Source organism: Rubritalea profundi (assembly GCF_002954445.1).
GTDB classification, from domain to species: domain Bacteria; phylum Verrucomicrobiota; class Verrucomicrobiia; order Verrucomicrobiales; family Akkermansiaceae; genus Rubritalea; species Rubritalea profundi.
This window is the reverse complement of record NZ_MQWA01000001.1, coordinates 3,335,080-3,347,312: the sequence shown is the minus strand read 5'-3', so window position 1 is coordinate 3,347,312 and position 12,233 is coordinate 3,335,080. Positions and strand designations below refer to the sequence as shown.

Sequence of the window (12,233 nt, the reverse complement as noted above, 5' to 3'; positions counted from 1 at the left end):
CCCCACAACTACAGGATCTAGGTCTGCGAACCATAAACCCAAGCGTTTTCGTCTCCAGCATCGAATCAAAAGATCTAGGAATGATCCATTCGGTGAATAGCCCGATTGATAACAAACCCGTAGCCCAGGTCCACCACGCCCCCACCGAATCCACCGAAGACACGATCGAGGCATCATGCAAGGCATTCAAACATTGGAGAAATGTCCCAGCCCCCATTCGCGGCCACCTTATCCAGGACTTCTCCCACCAACTCCGAGTGCACAAAAAAGCACTCGCTCAGTTGATCACCTTGGAAGTCGGAAAACTCCCCTCAGAAGCGGAAGGTGAAGTTCAAGAAATGATCGACATCTGCGAGTTTGCCGTCGGCCTAAGCCGTCAACTCCACGGGCTAACCATCGCTAGCGAGCGACCTGACCACCGATTGATGGAGCAATGGCACCCGCTTGGCCCAACAGCCATCATCACAGCCTTCAACTTCCCCGTCGCCGTCTGGGCGTGGAATGCAGCTCTCGCCCTCGTCTGTGGAAATTCCATCATCTGGAAACCATCGTGCAAAGCTCCACTCTGCGCTATCGCCTGCCAACACATACTCCAGTTGAGCATCAACAAATTCCCCGAAACTCCAGCAGCACTCAGTTCACTCATAATTGGCGACAGAGGGGTCGGCCACGCATTAGCGAGTTCTCCCCATATTCCACTGGTAAGCGCCACTGGCAGTGTCCCGATGGGTCGCTCAGTCGGCACAGTAGTGGCCCAAAGATTAGGCCGAAGCATACTAGAACTCGGCGGGAACAATGCAATGATTGTGACAGCCAACGCAAACATCGATTTGGCGGCCCGAGCCATTCTCTTCTCGGCGGTAGGAACCGCTGGCCAACGCTGCACTAGCTTGAGACGGCTCATCGTCCAGGACTCCGTAGCCTTTCGCCTACTCTCAATACTCAAGTCGGCCTATGCCACCCTCAACATAGGTGACCCGCGCGAACTCGATGTCCTCGTCGGCCCATTGATTGATGAAGCTGCAGTAGCAAACCACCACCAAGCGATTGACTCAGCCCTGCAACAAGGAGGGAAACTCATTACTCCCCTATCGCACACAGAAGCATTCCCAGATGGCCACTATGTCCAGCCAGTCATCATGGAAATGCCAGCAACAGCGCCTCTTCTCCAAGACGAGACATTTTCCCCCATTCTATATGTCCTCCGCTACACATCCTTAGACGATGCTATTCAACTGCATAATGCCGTACCCCAAGGCCTCGCCAGCAGCATTTTCACCGACAAACTCCAAGAAGCCGAGGTTTTCCTAAGCGCAACAGGATCGGACTGTGGGATTGCCAATGTAAACATCGGCACCAGTGGCGCGGAAATTGGTGGTGCTTTCGGCGGTGAAAAAGACACTGGGGGTGGCAGAGAGTCCGGCTCCGATTCATGGAAAAACTATATGCGCCGTGCGACAAACACCATCAACTTCGGTAATGATCTACCACTCGCACAGGGAGTTGAATTCTCCTAATTCCCTCCATTTTTAGGGACCGACAATCCCAATTTTAGACCACCAACTGAAATCACAAATCTCCGAGCGTCCGAGATTGTGAGAAAATTGAATAAAAATGCCTTGATTCTTACAGCCATGACGTTCATACAGCGCGTCCACAGCGTTTCTAAAGCCATGGCTAACAAACTTAAAATCGCACTACCTAAAGGATCTTTGCAAGGTCCAACACTAAAACTACTCGAGAAGGCAGGCTACAATGTCTACCTCTCTGATCGTGGTTTGCGCCCATCTTCTGACGACTCAGACATGGATATCTACATGATCCGTGCTCAAGAAATAGCTGGTTATATCGACTCAGGCTTCCTTGACTGTGGCATCACAGGTCTCGACTGGGCCTACGAAAACCGCGCCGACCTCGTCGACATGGCTGAACTCCCCTACTCACGCGCCACTACTCGCCCTACTAAATGGGTGCTCGCTGTCCCTGAAAACTCTCCAATCAAGACTGTCCAAGACCTCGAAGGTAAGCGCATCGCTACCGAAGGCGTAGGCATCACTGAGCGCTACCTCGAAGAAAAAGGTGTCACAGCTAACATCGAGTTCTCATGGGGAGCAACAGAAGTGAAAGTTCCTGATCTCGTAGACGCCATTGTCGACGTGACAGAAACTGGCAACTCTATTCGCGCTAACAACCTTCGCATCATAGACACACTCCTCACCTCATTCCCACACTTCTACTCCAGCAAAGGAGCATTCGAAGATGACTGGAAGCGCGGTAAGATGGAGCGGCTCGTTCTCATGCTCAAAGGTGCACTCGATGCACGCGACAAAGTAGGTCTCAAAATGAACCTGCCAGAAAAATTCTTGCAACAAGTCCTCGATACACTACCTTCGCTTCGCCGTCCTACCGTTTCTCAGCTTTCTGAAGATGGATGGGTAGCTGTGGAAACCGTGATTGAGGAGGCTGTGTCTCGCAAGATCATTCCAACACTTAAGGAATTGGGTGCAGAGGGCATCATTGAATATCCTCTCAACAAACTCATTCGTTAATCCAACTAACCATAAACACATATCATCATGGGCTGTCTAAAAAAACGCCGTAAGGCCAAAATCAACAAGCATAAGCGCTCCAAGCGCTCGAAGGCAAATCGTCACAAGAAGCGTCTTCGTTATAAGTCATAAGTGACCTATACGCTGGAAGAATTCCTTCCCAATAAAAAGCTCGTGAGTTCATTCTCACGAGCTTTTTTTTATGACCTCTGATGGCGACTCGACCACAACTCTGCTGAATTTCTCAACCGCGAAAAATGCGAAATTTGCGAAAGTGGTGTACGATGGTGCCTGCTGATTTAGGTGTTAAGATTTCCAGCACGGCGAAACCTGGGACGATGAAGCTTTTTTCACCACGAATCTCGCGAATGGGGACTCGACTTATGAAGCTGGTATAAGCTTATTTTACTGTCGGCCTAACTTGACCTCCCCTACTTTTCGTCACTTTCACGCCTTTGGTGGTCGCCCCGTTTCATAAGCCCAGCAACTATTAGTGCAATTCGTGAGATTCGTGGTGAAAACCGTTTCATCGTACACCACTTTCGTTCATTTCGCGTTTTTCGCGGCAGAGTGATTCCACCAGCTTCCATAAGGACGAGAATTTGTTGAAAATTGGATTTCCAATTCGCCTGCCCTCCTCTACATTCCGCGCGTGGACAAACTGACTGAAATCATAAATCACAAGCGGATCGAAATCGAGGCTGTGATCCCGCGTATGCAAAAGCTCAAAGCAGCGGCTCTAGAGCGCAACGAATTCCGTGGATTCCGCTCAGCTTTGGACCTAGGACCGGACAAGCTCAGCGTCATTGCTGAAGTAAAAAAAGCTTCGCCATCCGCTGGCATCATCGACCCGAATTTCGACCCCATCCGCCAGGCGCGGATGTACATCGATGGCGGAGCCAACTGCATGTCGATTCTGACAGATGAGAAATATTTCCAAGGCCATCTTTCTTACCTTGCTCGCATTTCGAAAGAATCTCCAATTCCCTGCCTCCGCAAAGACTTCATGGTACATGAAGTCCAGATCTACGAAGCCGTCGTTTCAGGTGCTGATGCCATCCTGCTGATTGTAGCAGGCCTCACCGATGAAGAACTAAAGAAGCTCTACGATATAGCCCGCACATTCCAGCTTGATGTCTTAGTCGAAGTCCACAACCTCTCAGAAATGGAGCGCGCGCTCGACCTCGGAGCCGACCTCATCGGTATCAATAACCGCAACCTCAAGACCTTCACCACCGACCTCGGAACCACCGAGAAGCTGATCGAGGAAGTCCCAGAAAATATCATTCTCGTTTCCGAGTCTGGCATCAAAACCCCAGCCGACGGCCAACGCGTCCTCAATGCTGGAGCCAATGCCATCCTCGTCGGCGAATCGCTCATGCGCGCCAACAACCCAGCCGAAGGCATCGAAGCCTACCTCGGACTTGTGGCCTCTGGCGAAGACGTGATCGAAGCTTAATTCATACTTCAAAAATAACTAAATTGTCCTTCGTCGATACATTCAACAAGCTCCCTGAGCAAAAGTCCGCACTTCTTCAAAAGTTCGAGCGCCTTATCGCGCCCACCTCGAACGAGCAACTCGAGGCCATGGCGGCTGAATCACAAATGCTCACACGCCGGAATTTTGGCAAGACGATGCGGCTATTCGCGCCTCTCTATGTCTCTAATGAATGCGTCAACAATTGTACCTATTGTGGATTTTCACGGGACAATCCGATTCTGCGTACCACCCTCACTATAGAGCAAGTAGTCACCGAGGCTCGCCACCTGCATGGACTCGGCTTCCGCAACATTTTGCTGGTCGCAGGCGAGCACCCGAAGTTCGTTTCCGACGGCTACCTGCAAGACTGTATCGATGCTATCAAGTCATTCATCCCGACAGTCGCGATTGAAGTCGGCCCAATGGAAGACCACCAGTACGCAGAAATAGTCGACCATGGCGGTGAAGGCCTCATCGTTTACCAAGAATCCTACGTCCGAGACGTCTACAGTAAACTCCACACAGCTGGACCAAAGAAGAATTTCGATTGGCGCCTAGAATGCCCCGAGCGCGCCTACGCTGGCGGCTTCCGCAGGATTGGCATCGGCGCACTTTTCGGCCTCGCCCCATGGCGCCAAGAGGCCGTCGCACTAGCAGCCCACCTCGAGTACCTTTATAGGCATTGCTGGAAGGCATCCTTCAGCGTCGCCTTCCCACGCATGCGTCCCTATGCTGGAAACTACCAATACGCACCAGATCCAGACCTCTTTCTAGACGATCGCGCATTCGTTCAGCTTACTGCAGCCTTCCGCATCTGCTTCCCACACGTCAACATCGTGCTCTCGACCCGCGAGCCAGCTAAGTTTCGCGACTCCATGTTAGGGCTCGGAGTCACGCACATGTCAGCTGGCTCACAAACCGAGCCCGGTGGCTATACTGGAGCCGGCCACGATGACCTCCACCTCACAATCAAGGGCCGTCGCGTAGAAATTAAAGAGCCAAAACCCTGCCAGAAGGCCACCGAGCAATTCACGATCGACGACAAGCGCAGCCCAGCCGAAATCGCCAAACACCTCCAAAGCAAAGGATACGAAACCGTCTGGAAAGACTGGGACGAAGCTATCCTCAATGCGTAAAAATTTACATTTTTCGCATTGAGGAATGAATAATTAACAATGAATAATTAACAATGAATAATTAACAATGAGAGTAATACTCAACGGAAATAGCCACCCGATGCCTGCGGACATCACTGTCACGGGCTTACTTATCTCACTAGGTTTAACTGACAAACCCGTTGTTGTGGAGCATAACAAGGTGGCACTCTTTCCTCGCGATTACGATTCCACAGTCCTTAAGGATGATGATTCCCTCGAAATCATCACCATCGCAGCCGGCGGCTAACACACCGAGTACGCACGTGCTCATTGGCAAAACCAAGCGAAAATCACCCTCCAAAACGAAATCGACCAACTCGAGTCTCATTCATATTTCACACACTTATATCCATGATCACCAATATCCGCCGCATGGCCGCAGAGGCCCTAGAAGAATGGGAAGACGGCTACATGTACGCCGAAACACTCGTCGATAACTCCGCCCGCGCCTACGAAATCTCCCGTGAAGACCGCAATCTCCTCAACGCCCTCATCATAGGTGTCGTACGTAATCAAAGACTACTAGATCACTGGATTGGTCAACTACGAGATGGCGAGATCGACATCCAGGTCCGCTGTCATCTCAGAGTGGGTCTCTTCCAGCTTCTCATCATGGGTCTACCCGACCATGCCGCGGTGAACGAGACTGTCAACTCTGCCCGCAAAGGCATCCGCGGACTAATCAATGCTTTACTCCGCCGCACCATCCGTGAACGCGACGAGATGTTAGCTGCTGTAGAGACCCTTGCCCCAGCTATCCGCTACTCTCATCCAGACTGGCTCGTCGATAGATGGAATGCGCAACACGGTGAAGAAAACACCCTCAAACTCCTCCAGTGGAACCAAGAGCCCTCACTCACCACCTTCAGACTCAACTCGCTCAAACCTGAGTCAGCAGACATCGTTGGCCCGACAGAAAGAGTCAAGGAACTCGAAGGTCACGATGGATTTTTCGTCTCTAACGGGCTACCTCCTAAAGACTGGATTGATGATGGCCTCATTTACATTCAAGATCCGGCAACTACTCGCTCAGTCACATTGTTAGACCCAAAAGCTGATGAGCTAGTGCTCGATGCCTGTGCAGCACCCGGCGGCAAAGCCACCCAGATCGCAGCTCTGATGGAAAATCGCGGCACCCTACTCTGCACGGACTCGAACGCCAAGCGCCTACCGCGCCTCCACCGCAACCTCACCCGCCTCGGTATCGATATAGCTGAAACCGAAGAGTTCGATTGGACGCAACCGGCTCCAGCAAAATGGCATAACCATTTCGATGCAATTCTCCTCGATGTGCCATGCTCTAACACCGGCGTACTGCGCAAGCGTGTCGACGCCCGCTGGCGCATGACTCCTGAGAGCATCACCGAGGTGAGCGCACTCCAGAAACTCATTCTCAGCAATGCCATTGCTTGCCTCAAACCTGGTGGCCGCATCGTCTATTCTACTTGTTCTATCGACAAGGAAGAAAACTCCGAGCTCATCGCAGCATTCGTAGCCGAGCACCCGAATATCAAGCTTGAGAAAGAAGAGGTCATCCACCCAGCCATTGACAATATCGACGGAGCTTACGCTGCCCTTTTAGTGAACACAGCTTCATAAAATAGCTCTCACTCGGCTCTATCACCCCCATCGCAATAAAAACCTCATTTCACAGTTGATGCTTGGGGTATCTCCCCCTAAAACCCCAACCGGCTTACTGTGCCCGATGAGGCACACAGCAACCTAACTGACAAAACGCCACAGATCATGATCGAAAACATGCGTAAATACACCGGCCTTATGGTCGTCGTCCTCGTCCTCCTCGCAGCTGGACTAATCCTCACCATGAAACCTGGCGGCTCCGGCGGTGGTGGAGCTGGTAATGAATTCATGCAAGTCAACGATGTTTCGCTTGACCAAAATGACTTCAGTAAAGCTGGCAAGAATACGATAAGCGCCGTCCAACGGCTCGCTCAGATGCAGAACTACAATGACTTTTTTAAGTTTAGAGAGTTCGTTGGCACACTGACGGGCAATGCTGCGTCAGAGACTCAAAGCCAGCTCAACTTCGTCACCAACCGCATTCTCCTCAAACAAGCGGCTGAAGAACTTGGTCTATACTCAGCTCCTGAGGTGGCTGAAAAGTACATCCAGGACAATATGTTCCAAGGACGTGATGGCTCCCATGATGCTAAACTCTACAGCAGCTATATCGAAAGCCTAGGCAGCCTTGGACTCAAACAGAAAGACTTTCAACAGCTTGTTGCCGAATACATGGTATTCGTTAAGACTCGCGACCTTATTGGCGGAGGTCTCACTCCTTCCAAGGTGAACACAATCGCTGAAGATAAACTCAACCGCCAAGACATTGGCATCAGCGTTGTCAGTTTCAAACTAGCTGACTTCGAGAAAGAGATCACTCCAACAGAAGACGAAATCAAAAGCTACTGGGAGACACACAAAGACAAATACAAAACCGAGCGCACACTCAAGCTAACGTACGTCCTAACCAACCTCGACACATCTGACGAGCCAAAGCGCCCGACTCCAGCGGCTGATGCAGATCCAGCTGCAGTCTCCAAGCAAAACCTTGAGTACCAAGAAAAGCTCGTTACATGGACGGAACAACGCAAGGGCCACACTAAGATCCTCACCAAAATATTCTCTGACTTCGTAGACCTAGTTCAAGACTCTGAAGGTAAAGATTTCGATAAAGCAGCAGCAGCGGCGAAAGAACAAGCCGGCGAAGATTTTTCCATCGTCAACACTGAAGCATTTACTATCACTAGCGTTCCAGAGCAACTCAAGAGCCTCACCCTGAAGAACTATCAAGCTGGCACACAGCTGATCGACCTCATTTTTGCAAAGAAGTTCAACGCTGAAGACGTTTATCACAACTTTGACAACTTCACAGTGGGACGCGACGGCAATGTTGCGATCCGCCTCGATGAAGACATCCAGCCACAGGTTAAGTCCTACGATGACGCTAAGGATCTGGCAAGCGCGGACCTCATCAGTAAGCTTGCTGGTGAAGCCATGACCAAAGCTGCTGAGGATGCTAAAGCGAAACTCACTGCGGCAGTTGCCGATTCAAAGTCATTTTCTGATGCGGCTAAAGAAGCTGAACTAACAGCAACTGAGATGGCTCCATTTAACGCAAGCACACCTCCAACTGAAGTAACAAACGCAGCGGACTTCTTCCGTATCGCCCAAATCACCGCCCCTAAAACAGTGGCAACTAAACTCTCTACTTCGGATGACTCAGCCACTATCATCTATGTTGCTACACGCACATTGACTTTGGAAGGTGACGAGGCACTCAAGGAAACTCAACTCGTCGAGCAAGCTGCCAACAGTCAAAAATACTGGACATTCAATGCATGGATCAATGGTCTCACCGAAAAGGCTGAGCTCAAGCTTCCTAACGTACAGTAGCCTCCACAAATTCACATTATCATTCTAACTCAGTCAGCCCGCCACACCAGCGGGCTGACTTGCTGAATACCACTAACAATGAGCGATACTCTCCAAGACACCTTCGACGATGCGACTGGCGACCTCGCTATCGGTGAGTTCGAAGCAGCTATCGTAGGCTACCGAAAGTGTGTGGCGCTAGATCCAGCATTCTTCAATGGCTGGCAAGCTCTCGGCATGGCGCTCATGAAAACCGGCGAGATCAAAGAAGCTATTGGCTGCGGCATCCAAGCCACCATCCTTCAGCCAAATGACCTGCTCGCCTGGACTGCGCTTTCACAGATGTACGTCCAAGACGAACAGATCGCTGAAGCTGAGCACGCCAAACAGAATGCCACCATCCTAGGCATCGGTGGCAGAGTCGACAAAACCCGCGACTAACAAATTTTCAATTTAAAATTACACATTTAGACATGTACTACATCACCACTGCTATCGACTACACCAATGGCACTCCACACATCGGACACGCCTACGAAAAAGTGTTAGCTGACGTCCTCAATCGCTACCGCAAGCAAAAGGGTGAAGAGTCCTACTTCCTAACAGGTGTCGATCAGCACGGCCAAAAAGTCCAACAGACCGCCGAGAAAGAAGGAGTCAATCCGAACACCTACGTCAAGCGTGTCACCAAAGGTTTCACCACAGCCTGGGACAAACTAGGTCTCGAGTTCGATGGCTGGGCTGAAACGACGAACCCACTCCACAAAGAGTGTGTCCAGCAGATCCTCCAAAAACTCTACGACGAAGGTCAGATTTATAAGAAACAATACAAAGGCTTCTATTCAATCCGCCAGGAACAATTCCTTACCGACAAAGAACGCAACGATGCCGGTGAGTTTGGACAAGAATGGGGACAGGTAGAAGAGCGCGACGAAGAGAACTATTACTTCCGCCTCACTGACCACGTCGAGTGGCTACGCCAGTTCGTAGAAACCAACGACGACTTCATCATCCCAGCATTCCGCAAAGCTGACGTGCTCAACGCGATCGAGCGAGCTGAAGACACCGACCTCTGTATTTCCCGGCCGAAAGAACGTCTCCGCTGGGGCATCGAACTCCCCTTCGATTCTGAGTTCGTCACCTTCGTTTGGTTCGACGCACTCATCAACTACATCTCCTTTGCTGGTTACAACAAATCAGAAGGCTCTGAACTACCTGAGTTCAATTCCCTTTGGCCAGCGAACCTACACATCATAGGCAAAGATATCCTCGTCCCCTCGCACTCCATCTACTGGCCATGTATGCTCAAGGCGATGGGATTCAGTGATGACGAAATGCCTACTCTCCTCGTCCACGGTTGGTGGAATATCAAATCTACCAGCGGTAGCGAAAAAATGTCCAAGTCCATCGGCAACGTCGTGGATCCAGTCAACCTCGTCGAACAATTCGGTCAAGACGCAGTGCGCTACTACTTAGTGCGCGACATCCACACTGGACGCGACTCCGACTACGACATCGAGCGCCTCCTCATGCTCTTCAACACCGAGCTGGCCAACAACCTCGGAAACCTCTGCAACCGCGCGCTCAATATGACCAAGCGCTACAGCGAGGGAGTCACCAAGGAATCTAGCTTCGACGATGAGTCGTGCAAGCAACTACGTGAATCACTCGACGGAGCGTTAGCAAGCTACAGCGAGCACATGGACAAGCATAACATCTCGTTTGCACTAGAAGCAGTCATCGGTTTCATCTCCGGCGCCAATGTCTTCGCTGAGCTTCATCAGCCGTGGACAATAGCTAAGGACCCAGCAAATGCTGAGCAAGTCCACGCAGTACTCAACCACATGCTAGAAGTGGTTGCAATAGCCTCCGTCCTGCTCAAGCCGATCATTCCAGAGGCCTGCGAGCGTATTCAAGCGCAGCTGAAAGCGCCATTCCTATCCGAGCTCAAATTTGGCGAACTCGAATGGGGCATCATCCCCCTCGGGCACGAGGTTGCAAAGCCAAAGCCAGTATTCCCACGCATTCAGCTGGAAAAAGCAGAATAATACGTTTACTACTCAAACTCCAACAACCACATCTTTATGAATTTCCTAGAAACCGCAGTCAAAGCAGCCAAAGCATCGGGTGTACTCCTAATGCAACACTTTGGCAGCGAACTCGATGTCGATGAAGCCAAGCACCACGATATCAAGTTAGCACTCGACCGTGAATCCCAAGATCTCATCACCAGTATTTTACTAGAGCAATTTCCTGACCATGCGATCTACGGAGAAGAAGGCTTAGCTGGCAACCAAGAGTCAGACTACCAGTGGATTGTTGACCCGATCGACGGCACCGTAAATTTCTTCTACGGCATCCCCCATTTCTGTATCTCCATCGCGCTTCGCCACAAGGGCGAGCTTATAGTTGGTGTCATCCTTGACCCACCAATGAATGATCTATGGACTGTAGAAAAAGGTGGGCCAGCATTACTCAACGGCAAGCCAATCAAGGCCTCACCGCGCACCAAGCTAGAAGAATCCATCCTCTTCGTCGGCTGCGGAAAAACTGAAGACTCGTTGGAAACTGGTCTCGCCCGATTCAAACGCGCTTCACTCCGCGCCCGGAAAATGCGCATGATGGGATCTGCGGCACTCGGCATGGCCTACATCGCTACTGGCAGGCTCGACGCCTACGTCGAGTCACGTATCTCGCTTTGGGATATTGCAGCCGGTCAACTTTTACTCGAAGCAGCTGGCGGCAAAACCACTCTCACTCAAGTAGAAGGCGAACCAGACGTCTGGAGCATCGTCGCTACAAACGGAAAAATCCCAATCGAAGAAATCCTCTAATCCTCAATCAATATGGCTAACAATAACTTCTTAGCATTTGGCTCACTGGCGCTCATCGGCATCTGCTCGTGCTCGTGCTCGTCCTTACTCGGCAAAGCCAACCTTGGAGAGGTGAAAGAAATCACATATTCTGTCGATCACCTCGCCACAGTCATCTCTGCTAGCTACGGTAAGACCTATCTACTCGAAGGCAATGTCTTGGCTCGCTATTCCGACTTTGATGTCGCGCGGATCCACTCCAGAGTCGTCAAAGATGACCACCTAGAAATGACACCTGCTAGCTATGACACCTTTGAAGTGAGAGACCGTACTGGCCGTGTCCACAGCACTCTCCAACTAACACCTGAGAACCAAGGAGACCTACTTCGTTTTAGAGTCAATGACCGCAACTACTTTATCAGTGGCGACACCCCTTCCAGCTCCATTCGCATCAACCTGCCTGCACACCACGTAGCCGAACACCATGTCACTCCTCACTAATTCCATCGGCAGGCTCCGCCTGATCAGCATCCTTGAGGCCTGCTCATTCCTTTATCTACTCTTCTGCTCAATCTACCTGAAGCGTATGCTGGGAGATGCCGAGGCAATCCGAACTCCCGGCATGATTCACGGCATCCTTTTTTGTATATATTGCGTCACACTCTATCAAGCAATGGGAACAGCAAAGTGGAGCATCACAAAAGCATTCCTCATTTTCCTAACATCCCTCATCCCCATCGTTCCCTTTTTTATAGAAGGATGGCTTAAGCGTGAACAAGTTCGCGCAAAAGGCACGCCAGCCACATAGATTTAGGTGGCAAGCCCTACATTTCTCTGTATT

At 50.9% G+C, this 12,233-nt stretch carries 12 protein-coding genes; all 12 read left to right on the top strand.

Annotated features, from left to right (window positions below; translation table 11 throughout):
• The first annotated feature begins 80 nt into the window (after window positions 1–80).
• Window positions 81–1,517: an L-piperidine-6-carboxylate dehydrogenase gene (gene amaB, locus BSZ32_RS14675; protein WP_343125954.1), complete on the top strand. Its 1,437-nt coding sequence runs from the start codon at window positions 81–83 to the stop codon at window positions 1,515–1,517.
• Between the two features lie 156 nt (window positions 1,518–1,673).
• The gene (gene hisG / locus BSZ32_RS14670) at window positions 1,674–2,549 is read left to right on the top strand and encodes an ATP phosphoribosyltransferase (RefSeq protein ID WP_105044867.1); all 876 of its coding nucleotides are present in this window, start codon (window positions 1,674–1,676) and stop codon (window positions 2,547–2,549) included.
• A gap of 652 nt (window positions 2,550–3,201) precedes the next feature.
• Entirely contained in the window at window positions 3,202–4,008 is an 807-nt protein-coding gene (trpC, locus tag BSZ32_RS14660; protein WP_240610650.1) for an indole-3-glycerol phosphate synthase TrpC, read from the top strand.
• 23 nt (window positions 4,009–4,031) lie between these two features.
• Complete coding sequence (thiH, locus tag BSZ32_RS14655; RefSeq protein ID WP_105044109.1) at window positions 4,032–5,165, top strand: 2-iminoacetate synthase ThiH; 1,134 nt, start codon at window positions 4,032–4,034, stop codon at window positions 5,163–5,165.
• Window positions 5,166–5,232: 67 nt separating this feature from the next.
• Entirely contained in the window at window positions 5,233–5,433 is a 201-nt protein-coding gene (gene thiS, locus BSZ32_RS14650; RefSeq protein ID WP_105044108.1) for a sulfur carrier protein ThiS, read from the top strand.
• A 104-nt stretch (window positions 5,434–5,537) separates the two neighbouring features.
• A complete protein-coding gene (rsmB, locus tag BSZ32_RS14645) occupies window positions 5,538–6,785 on the top strand; it encodes a 16S rRNA (cytosine(967)-C(5))-methyltransferase RsmB (RefSeq protein WP_105044107.1) in 1,248 nt (415 codons plus the stop codon).
• Between the two features lie 147 nt (window positions 6,786–6,932).
• Entirely contained in the window at window positions 6,933–8,600 is a 1,668-nt protein-coding gene (locus BSZ32_RS14640; protein ID WP_165788876.1) for a SurA N-terminal domain-containing protein, read from the top strand.
• Between the two features lie 78 nt (window positions 8,601–8,678).
• Window positions 8,679–9,020: a hypothetical protein gene (locus tag BSZ32_RS14635; RefSeq protein ID WP_105044105.1), complete on the top strand. Its 342-nt coding sequence runs from the start codon at window positions 8,679–8,681 to the stop codon at window positions 9,018–9,020.
• Between the two features lie 32 nt (window positions 9,021–9,052).
• Window positions 9,053–10,627, top strand: a complete 1,575-nt coding sequence (metG, locus tag BSZ32_RS14630) for a methionine--tRNA ligase (RefSeq protein WP_105044104.1) — start codon at window positions 9,053–9,055, stop codon at window positions 10,625–10,627.
• Between the two features lie 36 nt (window positions 10,628–10,663).
• Window positions 10,664–11,413 carry an inositol monophosphatase family protein gene (locus BSZ32_RS14625; protein ID WP_105044103.1) on the top strand — a complete coding sequence of 250 codons (750 nt, stop codon included), beginning with the start codon at window positions 10,664–10,666 and terminating at the stop codon, window positions 11,411–11,413.
• Window positions 11,414–11,425: 12 nt separating this feature from the next.
• Window positions 11,426–11,893, top strand: coding sequence for a hypothetical protein (locus BSZ32_RS14620; RefSeq protein ID WP_105044102.1), 468 nt, complete (start codon window positions 11,426–11,428; stop codon window positions 11,891–11,893).
• The gene (locus BSZ32_RS14615; RefSeq protein WP_105044101.1) at window positions 11,877–12,200 is read left to right on the top strand and encodes a DUF3817 domain-containing protein; all 324 of its coding nucleotides are present in this window, start codon (window positions 11,877–11,879) and stop codon (window positions 12,198–12,200) included. The genes BSZ32_RS14620 and BSZ32_RS14615 overlap by 17 nt, the downstream gene beginning before the upstream one ends.
• The last annotated feature ends 33 nt before the right edge of the window (window positions 12,201–12,233 follow it).

Coding starts and splice junctions, on each gene's coding strand:
- BSZ32_RS14640 (WP_165788876.1), top strand. CDS start 6,933: ATGATCGAAAACATGCGTAAATACACCGGCCTTATGGTCGTCGTCCTC.
- amaB (WP_343125954.1), top strand. CDS start 81: ATGATCCATTCGGTGAATAGCCCGATTGATAACAAACCCGTAGCCCAG.
- BSZ32_RS14620 (WP_105044102.1), top strand. CDS start 11,426: ATGGCTAACAATAACTTCTTAGCATTTGGCTCACTGGCGCTCATCGGC.
- BSZ32_RS14625 (WP_105044103.1), top strand. CDS start 10,664: ATGAATTTCCTAGAAACCGCAGTCAAAGCAGCCAAAGCATCGGGTGTA.
- metG (WP_105044104.1), top strand. CDS start 9,053: ATGTACTACATCACCACTGCTATCGACTACACCAATGGCACTCCACAC.
- thiS (WP_105044108.1), top strand. CDS start 5,233: ATGAGAGTAATACTCAACGGAAATAGCCACCCGATGCCTGCGGACATC.
- BSZ32_RS14635 (WP_105044105.1), top strand. CDS start 8,679: ATGAGCGATACTCTCCAAGACACCTTCGACGATGCGACTGGCGACCTC.
- hisG (WP_105044867.1), top strand. CDS start 1,674: ATGGCTAACAAACTTAAAATCGCACTACCTAAAGGATCTTTGCAAGGT.
- BSZ32_RS14615 (WP_105044101.1), top strand. CDS start 11,877: ATGTCACTCCTCACTAATTCCATCGGCAGGCTCCGCCTGATCAGCATC.
- rsmB (WP_105044107.1), top strand. CDS start 5,538: ATGATCACCAATATCCGCCGCATGGCCGCAGAGGCCCTAGAAGAATGG.